This window comes from Dermacoccus barathri, assembly GCF_015070805.1.
GTDB lineage: Bacteria > Actinomycetota > Actinomycetes > Actinomycetales > Dermatophilaceae > Dermacoccus > Dermacoccus abyssi.
The window spans coordinates 329,459-349,624 of the sequence record NZ_JADCTK010000004.1; the positions used below are offsets into that span (position 1 = coordinate 329,459).

Sequence of the window (20,166 nt, forward strand, 5' to 3'; positions counted from 1 at the left end):
GTCGTTCGGGGGTGTTTTCCGTGTCGCCACCCGGCCAGATTACGGGAGAAGGGGCGCAGTTCTTCGGCCCCACGCCGGGGACCTCGCGACGATCTGGCGGCCCCGAGGGGCGGCGTGAACGGCGAGTCGCATCTCACCATCCGGGCGACCTCGGGCACATTCGTGGACGGTTCGAGGAGTCGCGTGTCACGGTGTTGCTCGGTCACGAGTTCCAGCGCACAGCCCCGGCTTGCTGGGCGGCAACCCTCCACCGCGGTGGGGTGCTCCGGGTGACGACCTGGCTGCGTGCGACCGCACGCAGCAAGTGCGGGTTCGCGACGCTTCTCGTCGGGCGGACCCCTGACGAAGGAGTCTCCTCATGAGTTCTGTGCTTTCGACGCTCGCTGCGACCCGTCAGCCGAAGTCGTTGCCCGCTTCCCTTTCTGCTGTTCGGGCGAGCGCCCGCGCCACCCCTGCAACCGTCTCTGACGGCGTCGGTGTGCCGACCTTGCACCACACGGTTGTCGAGTTCGCGAACCTCGATCACGGTGCCACCGCTCCTGCCCTCGTGGGCGTTGCCGAGGCTGCGGAGCGCATCCTGCGCACCTACGGCTCGGTTCATCGCGGGGCGGGGTACGCCTCGCGTCTGACGACCGGCTGGTTCGAGGAGGCGCGTTCGGAGGTGGCGCACTTCGTCGGTCTCGGCGAGGACAGCCACGTCGTCTTCACGCGCAACACCACGGATGCGCTGGCTCTGCTCGCCCACGTCCTGCCCGACAACGCTCAGGTCTTCGTCTTCGAATCCGTGCACCACGCGGCGCTCCTCCCCTGGCCCGCCGAGCGCACGACGCGACTGTCGGTGCCATCCTCCCCCGAGGCTGCGATCGCCACCGTCGACGGCGCGCTCTCCCGCTTCCGCGCGACATCGGATGCTCCCGCGCTCGTCGTCATCACGGGTGCGTGCAACGTGACCGGGGAGATCTGGCCGATCGGTGAACTGGCCGCCGTCGCGCGCTCCCACGGGGCACGTTCGGTCGTCGATGCGGCGCAGCTGGCTCCGCACCGCGTCATCGACATCGCCGCGTGGGGTGTCGACTACGTCGCGTTCTCGGGTCACAAGATGTATGCGCCGTACGGAGCCGGCGTTCTCGCGGGTCGCGCCGACTGGCTGGATGCGGCCGATCCGTACCTCCCGGCCGGCGGTGCGAGCAAGCGGGTGACAACGGACGACGTCGAGTGGTCCGAAGGCCCGGCACGGCACGAGGGCGGCACGCCGAATGCTGTCGGCGCGATCGCTCTCGCGGCAGCGGCGGCGAAGCTGCGCGCTCACAGTCACGCGATCGAGAACCACGAGCACCGTGTTCACGGCATCATCCGGGACGGGTTGAGCGCGCTGCCGGGTGTGAAGATTCTTCACGTGCTCGGCTCCGACGACGAGCCTGTCGACGGTGTCGGCGTCACGACGTTCACGGTCGACGGGTGCGACCCGACGCTCGTGGCTCAGGTACTCGCGGACGAGCACGGCATTGCGGTGCGCGACGGCCGCTTCTGTGCGCATCTGCTGTGTGACGAGCGGCTCGGCAAGGGCGCGACGGCGGTGCGCGCCTCCATCGGCCTCGCGACGACGGTGGAGCATGCGCACCGTCTCGTCGCGGCGGTTCGTTCGCTCGTGGAGCGCGGCCCGGCGTTCGAGTACGTGCACACGCCGGGCATCGGCTGGGCACCGGTGGGTGACGAGCGGGATCTGAGCGAGCCCCGCCCCTGGTGACGGACGGCTCGGGCCGCCGGTTCTGGGGACCGGCGGCCCGAGTCATTCGCAATGGCCTTGCCCGGAGGGTGCCCGGAAGGAGTGCCGAGAAGGGCACCAACACGCCCGGTTGCCCGGGCCCGCGTCCGACCGTCAAGTGACTACCCAGACGCCGCCATGGCTTGGCGGGCGGAAATTGCGCCGACCACGGGCTGGTGACAGCCATACGAAAGCTGCCCACCCCGAGAAGTGGACGGCCGTGTGTCGCACCGAGACAGGCCCGCCAGGGCCTGGCCGGAAGGCGCGCCGAACAATGCAGCGGTGTGGTTTCACGCGCAGGGAAGGCCGAGCTTGCGAGGCCCTTCCCTGCGCGTGAAACCACACCGCGACCGATTGTTCTGAACGCTCCGCCGGCGCGAAGCGCCGGCTACGCGTTCAGGACAATCGGAATGATCATCGGCCGGCGGCGCAGCTTGCCGCCGACGAAGCCGCCGACGGTGCGGCGGATGACCTGCTGGAGCTGGTGGGTGTCGGTGATGCCCTTGCCGCGGGCGTCGGCGAGCGCCTGTTCGATCTTGGGGCGGATGCGTTCGAACACCTCGTCGCCTTCGGCGAATCCGCGGGTGCGGATGTCGGGGCCGGCGACGATCTCTCCGGTGGAGGCGTTGCGCACGACGGTGATGGTGATGAAGCCTTCGTCGCGAAGGACGCGGCGGTCCTTGAGCATGTCTTCGTCGGTGGTGCCGACGAGGGAGCCGTCGACGTAGACGTACCCGACGGGCACGGCGCCGGTGATGGCGGCCTTGCCGTCGACGAGGTCGACGACGACGCCGTTCTCGGCGAGGAGCACCTGCTCGGCGGGCACTCCGGTGGCTGCTGCGAGCTTGCCGTTGGCCACGAGGTGGCGCCATTCGCCGTGGATCGGCATGACGTTCTTCGGCTTGACGATGTTGTAGCAGTAGAGCAACTCGCCGGCGGAGGCGTGACCGGAGACGTGCACCATGGCGTTGCCCTTGTGCACGACGTTGGCGCCGAGGCGCATGAGGCCGTTGATGAGGCCGTAGACGGCGTTCTCGTTGCCCGGGATGAGCGAGCTGGCCATGAGGATGGTGTCGCCGGGGCCGACGTCGATGCGGTGGTCGCGGTTGGCCATGCGGGCGAGGGCGGCCATGGGCTCACCCTGGGAGCCGGTGCAGATGAGAACGACCTTGTCGTCCTCGAGCTGGTCGAGCTTCTTGACGTCGACGAGCACGTTGTCGGGCACCTTGAGGTAGCCGAGGTCGGCGGCGATCGTCATGTTGCGCACCATGGAGCGGCCGACCATGGCGACCTTGCGGCCGTACAGTTCGGCGGCGTCGAGCACCTGCTGGACGCGGTGCACGTGCGAGGAGAAGCAGGCCACGATGATGCGGCGCTCGGCGCGCTCGAAGACGCGCTCGATGGCGGGCGTGATGTCCTTCTCCGGCGTGGTGAAGCCGGGCACCTCGGCGTTCGTCGAGTCCGTGAGGAACAGGTCGACGCCCTCCTCACCGAGGCGGGCGAAAGCGCGCAGGTCGGTGATGCGCCCGTCGAGCGGCAGCTGGTCCATCTTGAAGTCGCCGGTGCCGAGGATCGTTCCGCCGCCGGTGCGCACGAAGACGGCCAGGGCGTCGGGGATGGAGTGGTTGACGGCGACGAACTCGCAGTCGAACGGGCCGATCTGCTCGCGCTGACCTTCCTTGACCGCCATCGTGTACGGGCGGATGCGGTGCTCCTTGAGCTTCGCCTCGATGAGCGCGAGGGTCAGCGTCGAGCCGATGAGCGGGATGTCGCTCTTCACGCGCAGCAGGTACGGCACGGCGCCGATGTGGTCCTCGTGGCCGTGCGTGAGCACGATGGCCTCGATGTCGTCGAGGCGATCCTTGATGTACTCGAAGTCCGGGAGGATGAGGTCGACGCCGGGGTGGTCCTCGGGGAAGAGCACGCCGCAGTCGATGATGAGCAGTCGACCCTCGTACTCGACGACGGTCATGTTGCGCCCGACCTCGCCGAGGCCTCCGAGGGCGACGACGCGGACGCCGTTCTTGGCCAGGGCGGGCGGTGCGCTCAGTTCGAGTGCGGTGTCGTTCACAAAAGTCCCGATTCGCTCAGGCCTCCGCGCAGGCGCGCACGCATGTCGTCCGTGGCGGGCAGCAGCGGAAGGCGGATGAAGTCACTGTCGATGACACCCTTGTCGGCCATGGCGGCCTTGGCCATGATGGCGCCCTGCGAGGTGTTCATCAGGGCGTCGATGGCCGGGATGAGCCGGGTGTGCAGCTCACGGGCGCGGGTCATGTCGCCGGCGTCCACGGCGTCGATCATGGCGCGGAACTCGTTACCGGCGACGTGTCCGACGACGGAGACGAGACCGACGGCGCCGAGGCTGAGCCAGATGAGGTTGGAGACGTCGTCACCGGAGTACCAGAGCAGGTCGGTCTCGTTCATGAGCTTGGTCGCCTCGAAGAAGTCGCCCTTGGCGTCCTTCACGGCGAGCATCTGGTCGATCTTGGCCAGTTCACGGATCGTGTCGCTCGCGAGCGGCGTGCCCGTGCGGCCCGGAATGTCGTACGCCATCGCGGGCAGATCGGTGGCACCGACAACGGCTTTGAAGTGTTCGACGATGCCGACCTGCGTCGGCTTGTTGTAGTACGGAGTCACGACGAGCACGGCGTCGGCGCCGACGGCCGCGAGCGCCTTGGCCGCGCGCACCGAGTGTGCGGTGTCGTTCGTTCCGACGCCTGCGGTGACGGCGCAGCGGTCACCGACGGCGTCGACGACGGCGCGGACGGTCTCGACGTTCTCCTCGTCCGTGGTCGTCGCGGACTCACCGGTGGTGCCGTTGACGACGAGGCCGTCGTGTCCGTTGTCGACGAGGTGGTTCGCGAGGCGAGCCACACCCTCGTAGTCGATGGAGCCGTCAGGTTTCATCGGTGTGACCATGGCCGTGACCATGCGTCCGAAAGGTGTCGTCGTCATGCGCCCCAGGCTAATGCACGGCCTCCGGCTGTGGCCCGAAGCCTCGCGCGAGGCAGTCCGGCACTCGACACGGGCACGGCTGTGTGGGTGCAGCGCCGTACAGTGACCGGGTGCAGCAGTATCTCGACCTCCTCACGCGCATCCTCGACGAAGGCGCCGTCAAGGGCGATCGCACCGGTACCGGCACCCGCAGCGTGTTCGGCCACCAGATGCGCTTCGATCTGTCCCAGGGCTTTCCCGTCACCACGACGAAGAAACTTCACCTGCGTTCGGTCTTCGGTGAACTCCTGTGGTTCCTGCGCGGTGACACCAACGTCGGCTGGCTGCACGAACGCGGCATCTCGATCTGGGACGAGTGGGCCGACGAGTTCGGCGACCTCGGCCCGATCTACGGCCACCAGTGGCGCAGCTGGCCCACCCCGGACGGCCGGCAGGTCGACCAGTTGGCGCAGGTCGTCGAGGCGATCAGGACGAACCCGAACAGCCGACGTCACATCATCTCCGCGTGGAACGTCGCCGACGTCGACGACATGGCCCTGCCGCCGTGCCACACGATGTTCCAGTTCTACGTCGCCGACGGGAAGCTCTCGTGCGGCCTCTACCAGCGCAGCGCCGACGTGTTCCTCGGTGTGCCGTTCAACATCGCGAGCTACGCGCTGCTCACGCACATGGTGGCGCAGGTGACCGACCTCGAGGTCGGCGACTTCGTCCACACCCTCGGCGACGCGCACCTGTACTCCAACCACCTCGAGCAGGCGCAGCTGCAGCTGACGCGTACGCCGAAACCGCTGCCGCGCCTCGTGCTCAACCCCGAGATTCGCGACATCGACGGCTTCGACCTCGACGACATCCGCCTCGAGGGCTACGAGGCCGACCCCACGATCAAGGCACCGATCGCGGTCTGACCGCACCGAAACACCCCTCGCCGGCTCCCGACCCGGCGCGTTCGAAGGAACCGACGTGAGCCACCTGACATCCATCGCCGCCGTCGCGCGCAACGGCGTCATCGGCGCCGACGGAGACATGGTCTGGAACATCCCGGAGGACTTCAAACACTTCAAGCGCACGACGATGGGGCACCCGATGATCATGGGGCGCACCACGTTCGAGGGCATGGGTGCGTTGCCCGGCCGCCGCTCGATCGTCGTCACGCGCAACCCGGAGTACGCACCGAACCTCACCAAGGGTGACGACGTCGTCGTCGTGCACTCGCTCGACGAGGCGCTCGAGGAGGTCGCCGGCGAGGACGCCTTCGTCGTCGGTGGCGCACAGATCTACGAGGCCGCGATGGACGAGGTGACACACCTGCTCATCAGCGAGATCCCCCTCGAGCCCGAGGGCGATGCCCACTTCCCCACCATCGACCCGAAGCACTGGCGCGAGAGCGACCGCGACCCGCGCGATGGCTTCACCGTCGTCACGTACGAACGGCGCGAAGCATGACGCCCAACGAGCGGCGCGACGAGGTCGGGCCGGCCGTGGGTCACGGGGAACACGGCCACGGACAACACGGCAATGGACAACACGGCGGTGGGCAACACGACGTGGACGGCCGACACGACGGCCCCGTGGACGCGCTCCACGAGGACGAGGGTGCGGTCAAGAAGGACTCGATCTCACTGGCCGTCGCCACCGGCGTCTACGGCATCAGCTTCGGGGCTCTCGCCATCGCGGCGGGCCTCAACACGTGGCAGGCGATGGCGCTGTCGCTCCTGCTCTTCTCGGGCGGTTCGCAGTTCGCCGTCGTCGGAGTTCTCGGTGCCGGCGGCACGGGCGCATCCGCCGTCGCGACCTCGACGCTCCTCGGTGTGCGCAACTCCATCTACGGCCTGCAGCTGAACGCGATCCTGCGCCCCCGCGGTCTCAAGCGTGTCGTCGCTGCGCAATTGACGATCGACGAATCCGCCGCCATGGCCGTCGGTCGCCCGACGGCGAAGCTGTCGGGCATCGGTTTCTGGTGGACCGGCCTCGGCGTGTACCTGCTCTGGAACTCCATGACGTTCGTCGGCACCATCGCGGGCAACGCCATGGGCGATCCGAAGAAGTACGGCCTCGACGCCGCAGCGGTCGGTGCGTTCCTCGCCCTGCTGTGGCCGCGCCTCGGCACGCTCCAGGGCAAGCTGACGGCCGGGCTCGCGGCCGTCATCGCCCTCGGCCTCTCCCCCGTCACCCAGGCCGGCCTGCCGGTGCTCGCCACCGTCGTCGCGGCCATCGCGGTCGGCCTGTGGTGGTCGACACGCACGGACGAGGTGCCGACGCTGCCGAGTGACGACGCCACCGAGGAAGGGGCGGGCGCATGAGCACCTGGACCACCGTTCTGCTCGCGAGCGGCCTGTCGTTCGTCCTCAAGTTCATCGGCTACCTCGTGCCGCCGAAGTACCTCGAAGGCAAGAAGACGTCGAACGTCGTCGCCCTGTTCCCCGTCGCTTTGCTGACGGGACTCGTGTGCGTTCAGGCGTTCGTCGGTGACCACGGCAAGCTGGTGCTCGACGCTCGCGCCGCCGCCGCGCTCGCCGCGGTCGTCGCGCTCCTGTTGCGCGCGCCGTTCATCGTCGTCGTCCTCGTGGCCGCCGCGACGGCGGCGCTCATCCGCTTGATCTGACCCGTCGACCGGCCCGGTCACGAACCGGCCCGGCGACGGAACGACACAACGAACGAACCCGGCCTCCCCCAAGGAGGGAAGGCCGGGTTCTTTCGTCGGCGTCACCGCTGACGGGAGTCGACAGGCGTCAGGCCGCCTTCGGCTGCACCTGGCGCTGCGCGAGGTCGGTGACGTTCTGCGGCTTGCGCTCGAGCTTCGCGGCGAAGTCGTTGGGCAGCGACAGACGGATGATCGTCCACCACGCCGAGGCGACCTGGCGCGGCAGCGAGCCCGTGACGTACGACAGGCCGTAGCGCTCGCAGATGTCCTGCACGTCCTTGCTGATCTCCTCGTAGCGGTTGCTCGGCAGATCCGGGAACAGATGGTGCTCGATCTGGTAGCTCAGGTTGCCCGTGGCCACGTGCATCGCCTTCGAGCCCGAGATGTTCGCCGAGCCGAGCATCTGACGCAGGTACCAGTCGCCGCGGCTCTCGCCGACGATCGACTTCTTCGTGAAGGTCTCGACGCCGCTCGGGAAGTGACCGCACATGATGACGGAGTGCGTCCACAGGTTGCGCGTGAGGTTGGCGATGAAGTTGGCCTTGATCGTCTGCTTGCCCGAACCGGTGAGCGCCGCGAGGAGCGGGTGGGCGACGTAGTCCTTCGTGAACTGCTCGCGGATCTTGTGCAGCACCTTGCGGCTGTCACGCTGGAAAACGGCCTTGTCCTTGCGGCCCTTGAGGTACTTGCCGAGCTCGAGGTCGTACGCGGCGATGCCGTACTCGAAGAAGCACGCGTTGATGAAGTTCCACGCCGGCTGGCCGAGGTAGAACGGCACCCACTTCTGGTCCTCGTCGACGCGCATGATGCCGTAGCCGAGGTCGTTGTCGCGGCCGATGACGTTCGTGTACGTGTGGTGCAGTTCGTTGTGCGAGTGCTTCCACAGGTCCGACGGCGACGCGTTGTCCCACTCCCACGTCGAGGAGTGGATCTTCGGGTCGCGCATCCAGTCCCACTGGCCGTGCATGACGTTGTGGCCGATCTCCATGTTCTCGAGGATCTTCGCGGCGGCCAGGCCGACCGTGCCGACGACGAACGCCGGCTTCTTCTTGGAGAACAGCAGCAGGGCGCGCGAGCCCATCTCGAGGTAGCGCTGGCCCTTGATCACGCCGCGGATGTACGCGGCGTCCTTCGCGCCCCGGCTCTCGATGATGCGGGCGCGCACGGCATCCAGCTCCTCGCCGAGGCGCTCGATGTCGCTGCGCGTGAGGTGTGCGACCGGGTTGACGTCCTTCTTCTGCATCGCGGTCATCGTGCGTCCTTTCGTAGGGGTGACGTGTGAGTCGTAAGGGTTCGGTGGGCGCCGGGGCGGTTGTCCCTCGCGTGGTGGGGTTCATCGCCCGATCTCGCAAGCTCCGGCGACGCTGGAGATGCAGGTCTGCACCATGACGCCGTCGCCTTCGCTTCCCGAGGTGATCTCGCCGGTGCGCAGATCGCGCACGTTTCCCGAGCGCAGGGGCAGCACGCAGCCGTAACAGATGCCCATACGGCAGCCGGAGGGCACGAGGGCCCCGGCGGCCTCGGCGGCGTCGAGGATGGCGGTGTCGCCGGCGACGTCGAGTTCGAGCGTGTTCGAACCGTCGTGGAGGGTGAGCGCGCCGCCCTCGCCGGGCTCGGCCAGTTCGACGGTGAACTCCTCGGTGTGCAGGTGATCGGCGACGCCGTTGAGGTCGGCGTACTCCCGCAACGCGCGCAGCATGCCCGCAGGTCCGCACGCGTAGGTGGTGCGATCGCACCAGTCCGGCACGAGGTCGTCGAGCTCGCGCGGCTCGAGCCGCCCCTCGGCCTGGGTGTGACGCTCGACGAGGCGAATGCGGCCCGTCGCGTCGAGCGAGCGCAGTTCGTCGGCGAAGATGACGTCCTCGGGGTGGGCCGCCGAGTGCAGGACGACGATGTCGTGCGCGCTCCCGGCGTGCTCGGTGTCGGCGGCGAACGCCTCCTCGGCGTCGATGCGGTGACGCAGCATGCCCATGACGGGCGTGATGCCGGAGCCGCCGGTGACGAAGAGAACTGGCTCGGCGCCGCCGTTCCAGGTGAAGGCGCCGTCGGCCTGCTCCATATGGACGATCTGACCGGGACGCAGGCTCTCCTGCAGGTGCGCGCTCACGACGCCACCGGTGAGGGCCTTGACCGTGATGGAGATGTAACCGTCATCGCGCGGGCCGGAGGTGACGGAGTAGGCGCGCCACAGGCGCACGCCGTCGATGTCGACGCCGATGCGGATGTACTGACCCGGGCGGTGGCCGAGCCAACCGCGGCCGGGCTGGAGCGTCACGGTGCTGGCGTCGGCCGTCTCGGGCGTGACGTCGACGACGCGGGCGCGCAGATACCGGCGCGAGCGAAGCGGGTCGACGAGATCGACGTAGTCCTCGGGCACGAGAGGCGTCGTGAGGGCGCGCACCGCACGCCAGGCGAGGCGGGTTGCCGAGCCCGCCGGAGAGGTTCGTGGCGCACTCGGCAGGGAGGTCGTCCGAGTGGGCGAAAGAGAGGTTACGGACACACCGACAGTCTATTTAGCCGAATCGACGCAATTCTTGGCCCAGCCCCGACATGATCCTCGATCTATTTGTTCGTAGAGTGTGAACATGCCGATTCTCACCGACCGCACCCTGGCCGAGCTTCGGGCGTCCCTGCCCGAGACGGCGAGCGCCTGCGTCGAGGCGATCGTCGAGGAGGTCCCCGGTTACGACCGCGCCTTCGATCCTGCGTTACGCAGCAACATCGAGCGCGCCGTCGAACAGGCCCTTTCGGGGTTCGTCGCCACCCAGATCGAGGGCGACCGCGCGACCTCCCGTGCCACCCTCGACGGCGCCTACCGGCTGGGACAGGGAGAGGCAGCGAGCGGTCGCTCCACGGACGCTCTGCTCGCCGCCTACCGCGTGGGTGCTCGTGTCGCGTGGGCTCAGTTCGCTGGCAGCGCCGTGGCCGCCGAGGAGCCGGCGGCGAACGTCGCGGCTCTCGCCGAGAAGACCTTCGCCTTCATCGACGAGTTGTCCGCCCAGAGCCTCGCCGGTCACACGGCGGCCCTCACCGCCCGCACCCGTGAACTGGCCCGTCGCCGGGATCAGCTGACGGCGGCCCTCGTCGCGGGCGAGGCCCGCCCGGCCCTCGAGCACCTCGCCGAATCGGCCCGGTGGAAGGCGCCCGAAACGCTCACCGCCCTCGTCGTCGACGGCGAACCGCGCACGGCGCTCGCCACGGCCCTCGGCGAGCGCGCCCTGTGGTCTCCCGTTGCCGACGGTCCCACCGTCGTGCTCGTCCCCGGCGTGCGAAGCAACGCTCGGAACGGCCTTCTCGAGCGCTGCGTCGGTACGCCCGCCGCTCTGGGGCCGACCGTGGCGTGGACCGAGGCCGGCGAATCAGTCCGTCAGGCACTGCGCGCGCTGCGTTTCGCGAGCGACGACGACGGCGCCGACTGCGACGAGCTGTTGCCCGAACTCGCTCTGGACTCAGCGCCTCTCGTTGCCACCCGACTTCGCGAACGTGCTGTGGCTCCACTCGAGGACCTCTCCCCCGCCAAACGGGAGGTGCTCGCCGAGACGCTGCTCGCCTGGCTCCTGCACCAGGGCCGTCGTGACGAGGTCGCCGGCCGCCTGCATGTCCACCCGCAGACGGTGCGCTACCGCATGAACACGGTGCGCGAACTGTACGGCGACGCCCTCACCGACCCGCGGCGCGTGCTCGAACTGACGCTCGGTCTCCTCGTCGAGGCACGCACCGAACCCACCTCTGACGCGAAGGACGAACGATGACCACCGAACGTTGGCGCACGCCGCTCGGCGACTCGCTGCGCCAGCATGCCGGTGAGATGCCTCCCGTCTCGCACGAAGGCGTCGACGCGGACGTCGTGCGCGTGGCCAAGCCGCTGCTGCGCGGGTGGTTCCACCTCGTCCTCGCGCCGATCTGCCTCGTGGGGTGTCTCGCGCTCGCGATCCTCGCGCCGACGACGGCCGGGCGCGTAGGCGCCCTCGTCCTCGGAGCGACGGGAACACAGCTGTTCGCCACGTCGGCGCTCTACCACCGCAGGTACTGGAGCCCGCGCGCCGACGCGATCCTGCGTCGCATCGACCACTCGAACATCTACCTCATCATCGCGGGCACGTACACGCCGTTCGCTCTCGTCCTGTTGCGCGGCAACCAGCGGTTGTCGCTCCTGCTCATCGTGTGGATCGGTGCCGTTGCCGGCGTCCTGTTCCGAACGTTCTGGGTCGGCGCGCCGCGCTGGCTCTACACCCCGATCTACGTCGCCCTCGGCTGGGTCGCCCTCTTCTACGCCGCCCCGCTGCACGCCGCGGGCGGCACCGCCGTCATGACGCTCATCGCCGTGGGAGGCATCCTCTACACGATCGGCGCCGTCGTGTACGGGTTCAAGAAGCCCGACCCGTGGCCCACCGTGTTCGGTTTCCACGAGATCTTCCACGCGTGCACGGTGGCCGCGTTCGTCGTCCACTTCGTCGCGGCGTGCCTCGTCGTGTTGCGGGCCTGACGAGGGCGGCATGGCGGGTTGGGCGGGGAACACCGCGTTCGGCACGACGCAGGGACGCCGTGAACTCATCGACGACTTCCTCGACGGTGCCGCAATGGACCATCTTGAGGAGGACGACCCCGTGAGGAAGCGCGGGCGGACGACGCGACGATTGCCCGCGTCCTCGATGAGGGTTACCTCCCCAGCCGCGAGGCGCTGCTCGCCATGATGGTGTTCGAGGAATGCGACCTCGACGCGGCGGCCGCGGCGATTCGCGCGTTCGGCGACGTCACGCCCGTGTCACTCGACGAGCAGGCGCCCACCTCACAGCTCTGAGCGTCTCGCCACCTCGGTGGTGACCGGGCCGCCATCAGCGGCACCTCGCGTCACCCCCATGCCCCGGCCGACGAGGGCTCCTTCTCGTCCTGCGACCTCTCCGAGCGCTTTTCGGCGTGGTGGCGGCGCCATTCGAGCAGCCCGGCCAGAACGATCGCGATGCCCATGCCGGTGGCGATGCCCGCGATCGGGTTGTCCTCAAACGCGTGCCCGCCGATGTAGCCGATGACGGTGCCGTGCACGGCCCACACGAGCGTCGCGAAAAGGTCGTACGGTGTGAACGAGCGCAGGGGGTAGCCGGTCGCGCCGAGCGAGAGCGTCGCGACGCAGCGGCCACCGGGGATGAAGCGCACGACGAGGAGCGCCCACGAACCGCGTTGGTGGAGCACGCCTCTCACGCGTTCGACGGTGCGTCGGCGTTTCGGCTTCTTCTCGAGCCACGACGTGCCGAGCAGGTGCCCGAGCCCGTAGGACAGGTGATCACCGAGGCACGCACCGAGTGCGGAGACGAGAACGACGAGGACGACGTTGGGCCCGTGCGGATCCGACGCGGCGTACACCCCGGCAAGGATGAGTGGCGCCTCGCTGGGGAAGACCGGAACGAGCGCGTCAACGGCGCACAGACCGAACAGTGCCGCATACACCCACCACGAGGTCATGAGGTGCTCGAGCGGCCCCAGGATCGCGTCGGTCATTGCCCGAACCTAGGAGGTCGACATGACGGGCACCTGACCCGAGGGTGAACGGTGGCACCTCACCCGGCGACGGCCCGCCGCGGGCCACGCCTCAAGGTGGACAGGGCCAGCGAGTCCTAGCGCGCGGATCCCGCCTCGACGATGTCCTTGATCCGCGCGAGCGTCGCGCCGATGCCCTCGCGCGCGGCAAGGCGACGTTTCTCGGCTTGGGCCTGGGCGTCGTCACCGAAACGTTCGGCGAACGTGCGCTCGCTCTGTTCGGTGAACGTCGTCGAGTGCGTGAGGCGCGTGCCATGACCCTCGCGCTCCATGCGGTAGCTCCAGCGCACCTCGGCGGGCACGACGTCCCAGGCGAACTCGACGGCGGGATCGGCCACCGCCACCTGCGAGGTCGTCGTCCACTCGCGCTCGGGCGTTTCGTTGTGGCCGGTGAAGCGTGCGCCGACGCCGCGGGCGTCGTTCTCCCATTCGACACGGCGGCACTGCTCGCTCCACTCACCGGTGCGTGTGACGTCGCTGATGACGGCGTACACCGCCTCGGGCGTGGCGTCGATGAAGACGTCGTCGGAGAGTTCGTACGTCATGGGACGAGCCTAGGAGGGCCGGTGCGGGTTCCAGGCAGGTCGGGTCAGAGGCCGAGGAAGTTCTCCAGGCCCACGGTGAGGCCGGGCGTCGTCACCACGTTGCGAACGCCGGTGAGCACGCCGGGCATGAAGCTGACGCGCTCGAAGCTGTCGTGACGGATCGTGAGGGCCTCACCCTCCGCGCCGAACTGCACCTCCTGGTGCGCGACGCGCCCCCGCATGCGGATGGCGTGCACCGGGATGCCGTCGACGCGGGCTCCGCGCGCGCCGTCCGGGTCGTGTTCCGTGGCGTCCGGAACGTCGCCGAGACCGGCCTCGCGGCGGCCCTCGGCGATGGCGCGCGCTGTGTGCGCGGCGGTGCCGGAGGGGGCGTCGACCTTGTTCGGGTGGTGGATCTCGACGACCTCGACCGACTCGTAGAAGGCCGCCGCCTCGCGCGCGAACTTCATCATGAGCAGGGCCCCGATGGAGAAGTTCGGCGCGATGAGCACACCGACGCCGTCGGCTGCGTCCACCTGCGAGCGCAGCGTCGCGAGCTTCTCCTCGGTCCACCCCGTCGTACCGACAACGGCCGAGACGCCTTGGGCGACGCAGTGGGCGAGGTTGCCGGGCGACGCGTCCGGCACGGTCAGCTCGATGGCGACGTCGGCGCCCCCGAGGTCGCCGAGTTCGTCGCCGACGTCGAAACGACCGACGAGTTCCATGTCGGATGCCGCCTCGACCGCCTTCGCGGCCTCGCTGCCCATGCGCCCACCGGCGCCGATCACTGCAACCTTGATCGTCTCGCTCATGGGCCCGAGCCTAACGACGCAGCTTCTTGACCTGCTCGACGATCCGCATGCCGAGTGGCTGCCACGTCTGAAGCCGGCCGCGATCGCCCTTGCTGTCCATCCGGTTGCTGTCACCATCCGAGTCGACACGGATGTCCGAGACGAGCCGCAGACGCGGGTGCTCGAGGTCGCCGTCGACGATCTCACCCGCCTCCCAACGGAAGTCGAGGCCCTTCTCGGTGACCTCCACCGTGGCGAGGTTGTTGTCGAACCACGGCCCGTGCGTCGTACGCCAGGTGAAGTGCGGCGTGCGCACGGCCTTCGTCCGCTCGACGACCTCACGCAGCGGCCACGCGAGTCCGCGACCGATGATCGACTGCCCCGCGCGCACATGCCGCGGCAGCGGGTTTCGGATCGGCGAACACACGGCCTGGAAGATGCGCGACTTCGTGCCGTCGGCGTCCTGGACCTCGGAGAGGAACGAGTTGTGGATGTCGCCCGAAAGGAACGTCACCGTGCGCGGGGCCACGCCGCGCTCACCGCGCGCAACCTCGAGCACCATGTCGGAGACCTTGAAGAACGTGTCACTGAACGCGGCCCAGTGCTCGAGGTCGATCGTCTGGCGCATCTTCTCGCCGAGGCTCGCGACCGTCTTGCCCCACGCGCCGTCGCACGCGGCCTCGTCGAGCGCCTCGAGCATGTGGATGCCCTCGGGCATGAAGAACGGCAGCGACGTACCGATGAACAGGTGCTCCACGTCGCCGCGCAGTTCACCGTCGAGCCAGTCGAGCTCCTCGGCGTCCAGCATCGCGCGGTGGCCGGGACGCAGATCGCGTGCCGCGCGCGAGTCCACGACGATGAGCTTGCTCTCACCGAGATCGCGCGTGTACGAGAAGCGGTACGACTGGGCGTCCCGGTCGACCTTCTCCGCAAAGGCCTCGATCATGTCGGTGATGTCGAGCTCGTCGCTACCGGTGTGCGCGGTGATCTTCTGCCAGACCTCGTCCTCGGCGAGCGCCTCGGGCGAGAGGTTGCCGCAGTGCTGGTAGACCCAGTACGACGACAGCGCGCCGACGATGCGACCGTGCCACCAGGAGGTCTTGTTCATCCCCTCGTGCCACGCGAGCGAGGTGTTCCAGTCGTCGCGCACGTCGTGGTCGTCGAAGATCATCGCGCTCGGCATCGTCGAGAGCATCCAGCGCACCGCCGGCTCGCTGTAGGCGAGGCGGTAGAGGTGGGCGTACTCGACGTAGTCCTTGAGCTCCTCGCCGGGCTCGCTCTCGAGGCCGCGCTTCTCCTCGATGAACTCCTGCATGGCCTCCGACGTGATGTCGGCGTACACCTGGTCACCGAGCAGGACGACGAGGTCGGGCCACCGCTCGTCCCTGGGGTGACGCGCCATTTCGTGCGCGTAGGCGCGCAGCGAGTCGATGCCGTTGGTGCGGTTGTGCTTGGCGTCGTGCGGCACGCTTGTGCGGCAGCTGCCGAAGGCCATCTTCGTCGGACGATCGGCCTTGAGCATCTTGACGACCGGCGCGGGGAACGGCGAATCGGGCTGCGGCCACGCGTGTTCGCCGTTCACCTCGACCGTGTACTCGTACACTTGGCCGGGCTCCAGGCCGTCGAGCAGGACGAGGGCGTAGTGGTGCCCGTGCGCCGCGAACGTGCGTGCGCTCCACGACTTCTCGCCGATGCGCACCGTGAGCTCGCCCGCGTCACGCGTCTGAGCCCAGAGCGTCGCCTCGCGCTCCCCCGCATAGCGCACCATGGGGCCGAGCTGGATCGGCTCGTTCGTCCTGAGGTCGTTCGTCATCATTCGCTTCCGTCGACACTGCGGTTGTCTTCCACTTCGGCCGTGAGTCCCCACATCCCGGACGGCCGCGTCGGATGCCCACGCTTCAACCATTGCTCGTGGGCGTCCACTGCATCGTGCCATCGCAGGTCGAGGTCCGAGGGCTGATCGGCAACACCGTCGTTGTTCTTGTCGAAGACGACGTCGATCGCTTGGTAGTTCTTGAAGCGCTGCATCGTGGACTGCAGGGTGTACGCCTGCTGGTCGGCCAGGGTGAGGTCGACGTCGTCCGTGAACTGCGTCATGAGCGAGCGTGGGTACAGACGGCGGTGGAGCACGACGTTGACCTCGCACCCCACGACGAACGCGACCGCCATGATGTAACAGGCGACGAGAATCGTCAGGATGCTGCCGTACGTGCCGTAGATGTCACTCGAACGCGCGCCGAAGATGTTGGTGAAGGTACTGCCCGCGGCCATGAACAGCTGCCACACGACCGTCACGAGCAGCGCGCCAGGAGCCAGACGACCCCACCCCTGCCCGCGAGCCGTCGTCATCTTCATGAGGAGCAGGAAGATGACGGTGCCGAACACGAGATTGAGCGCCAGCACGAGCCAACCGGGCGCGTGCCACGTCTGAGGCAGCCACCCCAGGGACACAAGAGCGACGCCGAGGAAGAGCAGCACCGCAGCGCTGCGCACGCGCATGAGGATGGGGTTGGGGCGCGAGTTGCGCGGCACCGACCAACACGTGTTGCTCGTGTGCTGGAGCGCCTGAGCCACCCCGAGGCCACCGTAGAGGGCCACGATCGAACCGAGCACGATGCCGGAGACGCTGCCGCGCAACGCGCTGGGCGCGGCGTTGCTCAGCGTGTTGCCGAGCACGGGAATCTGGCCGAGCACCGAGTCGAGGATCTGTTTGTGCAGCCGCTCGTTGCCGTGGATGAAGAAGCCGAGAGCCGACTGCAGCAGCAGGATGAGCGGGAAGACCGAGAGGAAGCCGTAATAGGTGATGAGCGCCGCGAGATACGCGCCCTGGTCGTCGATGAACTTGTACACGACACCGATCGGGTACCCGAGCACGGGGTGACGGCGCTGAAACGCGTCCGCCCGGTCGACTGCTCTCACCCGCCCATCCTCCCACGAAGCCCGAATCCCGCCGGAACGTCGTGGCCGGGAAAGGGAACGTCTTCCACGCATGCGGAAAGCTCCGCCCCCGACGAACGTCGGGAGCGGAGCCTTCATGCTCGAACCGGTGTGGCTCAGGCGTCCTCGGAGGTCGCCTTCGCCTCGTTGCCGTCGGAGCCTGCGTCGACGAGCTGGTCGGCGGCGGCGTTGCCCTCGCCCTGCTCGGCGCCACGGCCACGACCGCGACCGCCACGGCGACGCTGACGCGGCTTCTTGTCACCGGACTCGTCCTCGGAACCCGAGTGCGGGTCCATGTGACCGGCGGAGTCGGCGACCTCGGCAGCAGCCTCGGCCGTCGCGGCGTCCGTGTTCTCCGGCGTGTTCGCGGACTCGGCCTTGGCCTCCTCGACGACGGCGAGCGAAAGCTTGCCGCGCGGGTCGACCTCCTTGAGCTCCACCTGGACCTTCTGGCCGATCTTCAGCACGTCCTCGACAGCGTCGATGCGCTTGCCGCCGACGAGCTTGCGCACCTCGGAGATGTGCAGCAGGCCGTCCTTGCCCGGAAGCAGCGAGACGAACGCACCGAAGGTCGTCGTCTTGACGACGGTGCCGAGGAAGCGCTCGCCGACCTCGGGCATCTGCGGGTTGGCGATCGCGTTGACCGCGGCGCGCGCAGCCTCGGCGCTCGGGCCGTCCGTGGCACCGATGTAGACCGTGCCGTCGTCCTCGATGGACAGGTCGGCGCCCGTGTCCTCCTGGATCTGGTTGATCATCTTGCCCTTCGGGCCGATGACCTCACCGATCTTGTCGACCGGGATCTTCACCGCGAGAACGCGCGGGGCGAACGGCGACATCTCGTCGGGAGCGTCGATCGCCTCGTTCATCACGTCGAGGATGTGCAGGCGGGCGTCGCGCGCCTGCGTCAGTGCACCGGCGAGAACCTGGGCCGGGATGCCGTCGAGCTTCGTGTCGAGCTGGATGGCCGTGACGAACTCACGGGTACCGGCAACCTTGAAGTCCATGTCGCCGAATGCGTCCTCGGCACCGAGGATGTCGGTGAGGGCCGCGTACTGCGTCTGACCGTCGATCTCGGCAGAGACGAGGCCCATCGCGATACCGGCGACCGGGGCGCGCAGCGGCACACCGGCGTTGAGCAGCGACAGGGTCGAGGCGCAGACCGAACCCATGGACGTCGAACCGTTGGAGCCGAGAGCCTCGGAGACCTGACGGATGGCGTAGGGGAACTCTTCGCGCGTCGGCAGCACCGGCATGAGCGCACGCTCGGCCAGAGCACCGTGACCGATCTCGCGGCGCTTCGGCGAACCGACGCGGCCCGTCTCACCCGTGGAGAACGGCGGGAAGTTGTAGTGGTGCATGTAGCGCTTGCGCGTCACCGGCGACAGGGAGTCGATCTGCTGCTCCATGCGCAGCATGTTGAGCGTCGTGACACCCATGATCTGGGTCTCGCCGCGCTCGAAGATCGCGGAACCGTGAACGCGCGGCAGCACCTCGACCTCGGCCGAGAGCGCACGGATGTCCGCCAGGCCACGGCCGTCGATGCGGACCTTCTCGCGCAGGATGCGCTCGCGCACGAGCTGCTTCTGCAGCGAACGGAACGCGGCGGAAACCTCGGACTCGCGGCCCTCGAACTCGCGGCCTTCGCCGGCGAGCTCGGCCTTGAGCGCGTCCTTGATCTCGTCGAGCTTGTCCTCACGCTCGGCCTTGCCGGCGATCGTCATCGCAGCGGACGTCTGGTCCTTGGCCGACTTCTCGACCGCACCGTAGACGTCGTCCTGGTAATCGAGGAACACCGGGAAGTCCTGGACCTCCTTGGCGGCCTGCTGCGCGAGCTCGACCTGAGCCTCACAGAGCACGCGGATGAACTTCTTCGCAGCCTCGAGGCCCTCGGCGACGACCTCTTCGGTCGGGGCCTGGGTGCCTTCGGCCACGAGGTTCCACGTCGACTCGGTGGACTCGGCCTCGACCATCATGATGGCGACGTCGTCACCGACGAGACGGCCGGCGACGACCATGTCGAACGCCGAGCGCTCGATGTCGGAGAAGTTCGGGAAGGCGACCCACTGGCCGTCGATGAGGGAGACGCGCACGCCACCGATCGGGCCGGTGAACGGCAGACCGGAGATCTGCGTGGAGGCCGACGCGCCGTTGATGGCGAGAACGTCGTACTGCACGTCCGGGTTCTGCGCGAGAACCGTGATGACGACCTGGACCTCGTTGCGCAGACCCTTCTTGAAGGCCGGGCGCAGCGGGCGGTCGATGAGGCGGCAGGTGAGGATCGCGTCCGTGGAGGGACGACCCTCACGACGGAAGAACGAGCCGGGGATCTTGCCGGCCGCGTAGCTGCGCTCCTCGACGTCCACCGTGAGGGGGAAGAAGTCGAAGTGCTCCTTGGGCTGCTTGCTGGCGGTGGTGGTGCTCAGCAGGCAGGTGTCGTCGTCCAGGTAGGCGAGGACTGCGCCGTTGGCCTGCTTCGCGAGACGTCCCGTCTCGAAGCGAACCGTGCGGGTGCCGAACGAGCCGTTGTCGATGACGGCTTCGGCGAACTGGATCTCGGGACCCTCCATTTGGGCCCTCCTTCTTGTTTCATCTACGTCTCGGATGCGCACATCGTCGTTGTGTGCGACCCGTTTCTTGCTGCCGAGCGGCCCGTCCGAGCCCCTCGAAACACCGAAAGGCGGCCACTCGTAGACGAGTGACCGCCGTCCGGCGTCAAATCATGGTGATCAATGCGATCAACGGCGCAGGCCGAGGCGCTTGATCAGCGAGCGGTAACGCTCGATGTCGACCGACTCGAGGTAGCGAAGCATGCGCTTGCGCTGACCGACGAGCAGGAGCAGACCACGACGCGTGTGGTGGTCGTGCGGGTGCTGACGAGCGTGCTCCGTCAGGCCCTTGATGCGTTCCGTGAGGAGGGCAACCTGCACCTCGGGCGAGCCCGTGTCGCCTTCGGACGTGCCGTACTCGGCGATGATCTTCTTCTTCGTCTCAGCATTCAGGGCCATGCCCAACTCCTTC

Annotated in this window: 18 protein-coding genes and 1 riboswitch; of the genes, 7 read left to right on the forward strand and 11 right to left on the reverse strand. The window is 68.3% G+C overall.

Annotated features, from left to right (window positions below; genetic code table 11):
* Positions 1 to 200: 200 nt before the first annotated feature.
* A riboswitch (SAM riboswitch) is annotated at positions 201 to 313 on the forward strand.
* A gap of 45 nt (positions 314 to 358) precedes the next feature.
* Positions 359 to 1,747, forward strand: a complete 1,389-nt coding sequence (locus IM689_RS09535) for an aminotransferase class V-fold PLP-dependent enzyme (RefSeq protein WP_193643797.1) — start codon at positions 359 to 361, stop codon at positions 1,745 to 1,747.
* 406 nt (positions 1,748 to 2,153) lie between these two features.
* Here the strand turns inward: IM689_RS09535 and IM689_RS09540 are convergent, their stop codons facing one another.
* Both IM689_RS09540 and dapA read right to left on the reverse strand, forming a co-directional pair.
* Positions 2,154 to 3,836, reverse strand: a complete 1,683-nt coding sequence (locus IM689_RS09540) for a ribonuclease J (RefSeq protein ID WP_193643798.1) — start codon at positions 3,834 to 3,836, stop codon at positions 2,154 to 2,156.
* Positions 3,833 to 4,720 (reverse strand): 4-hydroxy-tetrahydrodipicolinate synthase, encoded by an 888-nt coding sequence (dapA, locus tag IM689_RS09545; RefSeq protein WP_193643799.1) that lies wholly within the window; start codon positions 4,718 to 4,720, stop codon positions 3,833 to 3,835. The genes IM689_RS09540 and dapA overlap by 4 nt, the downstream gene beginning before the upstream one ends.
* A gap of 110 nt (positions 4,721 to 4,830) precedes the next feature.
* On the opposite strand from dapA, the gene IM689_RS09550 reads away from it, so the two are divergent.
* Genes IM689_RS09550 through IM689_RS09565 form a run of 4 tightly spaced genes read left to right on the forward strand, consistent with a single transcriptional unit; the run spans position 4,831 to position 7,322 of the window.
* Positions 4,831 to 5,625 (forward strand): thymidylate synthase, encoded by a 795-nt coding sequence (locus IM689_RS09550; RefSeq protein WP_193643800.1) that lies wholly within the window; start codon positions 4,831 to 4,833, stop codon positions 5,623 to 5,625.
* Positions 5,626 to 5,680: 55 nt separating this feature from the next.
* Positions 5,681 to 6,163: a dihydrofolate reductase gene (locus IM689_RS09555; RefSeq protein ID WP_047311386.1), complete on the forward strand. Its 483-nt coding sequence runs from the start codon at positions 5,681 to 5,683 to the stop codon at positions 6,161 to 6,163.
* Complete coding sequence (locus IM689_RS09560) at positions 6,160 to 7,020, forward strand: AzlC family ABC transporter permease (RefSeq protein ID WP_193643801.1); 861 nt, start codon at positions 6,160 to 6,162, stop codon at positions 7,018 to 7,020. The genes IM689_RS09555 and IM689_RS09560 overlap by 4 nt, the downstream gene beginning before the upstream one ends.
* Positions 7,017 to 7,322 (forward strand): AzlD domain-containing protein, encoded by a 306-nt coding sequence (locus IM689_RS09565; RefSeq protein ID WP_187035494.1) that lies wholly within the window; start codon positions 7,017 to 7,019, stop codon positions 7,320 to 7,322. The genes IM689_RS09560 and IM689_RS09565 overlap by 4 nt, the downstream gene beginning before the upstream one ends.
* A gap of 127 nt (positions 7,323 to 7,449) precedes the next feature.
* On the opposite strand, the gene IM689_RS09570 is transcribed toward IM689_RS09565, so the two are convergent.
* Positions 7,450 to 8,613: a fatty acid desaturase family protein gene (locus IM689_RS09570; protein WP_193643802.1), complete on the reverse strand. Its 1,164-nt coding sequence runs from the start codon at positions 8,611 to 8,613 to the stop codon at positions 7,450 to 7,452.
* An 81-nt stretch (positions 8,614 to 8,694) separates the two neighbouring features.
* Positions 8,695 to 9,762 (reverse strand): ferredoxin reductase, encoded by a 1,068-nt coding sequence (locus IM689_RS09575; protein WP_319803852.1) that lies wholly within the window; start codon positions 9,760 to 9,762, stop codon positions 8,695 to 8,697.
* Positions 9,763 to 9,946: 184 nt separating this feature from the next.
* Here IM689_RS09575 and IM689_RS09580 point away from each other — a divergent pair, with 184 nt between their 5' ends.
* Both IM689_RS09580 and trhA read left to right on the forward strand, forming a co-directional pair.
* The gene (locus IM689_RS09580) at positions 9,947 to 11,113 is read left to right on the forward strand and encodes a PucR family transcriptional regulator (protein ID WP_129662926.1); all 1,167 of its coding nucleotides are present in this window, start codon (positions 9,947 to 9,949) and stop codon (positions 11,111 to 11,113) included.
* Positions 11,110 to 11,847 carry a PAQR family membrane homeostasis protein TrhA gene (gene trhA, locus IM689_RS09585; protein WP_227484673.1) on the forward strand — a complete coding sequence of 246 codons (738 nt, stop codon included), beginning with the start codon at positions 11,110 to 11,112 and terminating at the stop codon, positions 11,845 to 11,847. Before IM689_RS09580 ends, trhA begins: the two co-directional genes overlap by 4 nt.
* Positions 11,848 to 12,212: 365 nt before the next feature.
* On the opposite strand, the gene IM689_RS09590 is transcribed toward trhA, so the two are convergent.
* From IM689_RS09590 to rpsO, 7 genes are all read right to left on the reverse strand, one after another.
* Positions 12,213 to 12,857, reverse strand: coding sequence for a DedA family protein (locus IM689_RS09590; RefSeq protein WP_129662924.1), 645 nt, complete (start codon positions 12,855 to 12,857; stop codon positions 12,213 to 12,215).
* 116 nt (positions 12,858 to 12,973) lie between these two features.
* A complete protein-coding gene (locus IM689_RS09595; RefSeq protein ID WP_129662922.1) occupies positions 12,974 to 13,441 on the reverse strand; it encodes an SRPBCC family protein in 468 nt (155 codons plus the stop codon).
* A 44-nt stretch (positions 13,442 to 13,485) separates the two neighbouring features.
* Positions 13,486 to 14,232 (reverse strand): 4-hydroxy-tetrahydrodipicolinate reductase, encoded by a 747-nt coding sequence (dapB, locus tag IM689_RS09600; protein ID WP_193643803.1) that lies wholly within the window; start codon positions 14,230 to 14,232, stop codon positions 13,486 to 13,488.
* 10 nt (positions 14,233 to 14,242) lie between these two features.
* Entirely contained in the window at positions 14,243 to 16,024 is a 1,782-nt protein-coding gene (locus IM689_RS09605; protein ID WP_227484674.1) for an alkaline phosphatase D family protein, read from the reverse strand.
* Complete coding sequence (locus IM689_RS09610) at positions 16,024 to 17,130, reverse strand: YihY/virulence factor BrkB family protein (protein WP_129662919.1); 1,107 nt, start codon at positions 17,128 to 17,130, stop codon at positions 16,024 to 16,026. Before IM689_RS09610 ends, IM689_RS09605 begins: the two co-directional genes overlap by 1 nt.
* 134 nt (positions 17,131 to 17,264) lie before the next feature.
* Complete coding sequence (locus tag IM689_RS09615; protein ID WP_047311376.1) at positions 17,265 to 19,715, reverse strand: polyribonucleotide nucleotidyltransferase; 2,451 nt, start codon at positions 19,713 to 19,715, stop codon at positions 17,265 to 17,267.
* A gap of 168 nt (positions 19,716 to 19,883) precedes the next feature.
* Entirely contained in the window at positions 19,884 to 20,153 is a 270-nt protein-coding gene (rpsO, locus tag IM689_RS09620; RefSeq protein ID WP_047311375.1) for a 30S ribosomal protein S15, read from the reverse strand.
* Positions 20,154 to 20,166 lie beyond the last annotated feature (13 nt).

Excerpts from the sequence above, each read along its gene's own strand:
- IM689_RS09605 (WP_227484674.1), bottom strand. The coding sequence starts at position 16,024 with ATGACGAACGACCTCAGGACGAACGAGCCGATCCAGCTCGGCCCCATG.
- IM689_RS09535 (WP_193643797.1), top strand. The coding sequence starts at position 359 with ATGAGTTCTGTGCTTTCGACGCTCGCTGCGACCCGTCAGCCGAAGTCG.
- IM689_RS09570 (WP_193643802.1), bottom strand. The coding sequence starts at position 8,613 with ATGACCGCGATGCAGAAGAAGGACGTCAACCCGGTCGCACACCTCACG.
- IM689_RS09615 (WP_047311376.1), bottom strand. The coding sequence starts at position 19,715 with ATGGAGGGTCCCGAGATCCAGTTCGCCGAAGCCGTCATCGACAACGGC.
- trhA (WP_227484673.1), top strand. The coding sequence starts at position 11,110 with ATGACCACCGAACGTTGGCGCACGCCGCTCGGCGACTCGCTGCGCCAG.
- IM689_RS09580 (WP_129662926.1), top strand. The coding sequence starts at position 9,947 with ATGCCGATTCTCACCGACCGCACCCTGGCCGAGCTTCGGGCGTCCCTG.
- IM689_RS09590 (WP_129662924.1), bottom strand. The coding sequence starts at position 12,857 with ATGACCGACGCGATCCTGGGGCCGCTCGAGCACCTCATGACCTCGTGG.
- dapA (WP_193643799.1), bottom strand. The coding sequence starts at position 4,720 with ATGACGACGACACCTTTCGGACGCATGGTCACGGCCATGGTCACACCG.
- IM689_RS09595 (WP_129662922.1), bottom strand. The coding sequence starts at position 13,441 with ATGACGTACGAACTCTCCGACGACGTCTTCATCGACGCCACGCCCGAG.
- IM689_RS09560 (WP_193643801.1), top strand. The coding sequence starts at position 6,160 with ATGACGCCCAACGAGCGGCGCGACGAGGTCGGGCCGGCCGTGGGTCAC.
- rpsO (WP_047311375.1), bottom strand. The coding sequence starts at position 20,153 with ATGGCCCTGAATGCTGAGACGAAGAAGAAGATCATCGCCGAGTACGGC.
- dapB (WP_193643803.1), bottom strand. The coding sequence starts at position 14,232 with ATGAGCGAGACGATCAAGGTTGCAGTGATCGGCGCCGGTGGGCGCATG.
- IM689_RS09565 (WP_187035494.1), top strand. The coding sequence starts at position 7,017 with ATGAGCACCTGGACCACCGTTCTGCTCGCGAGCGGCCTGTCGTTCGTC.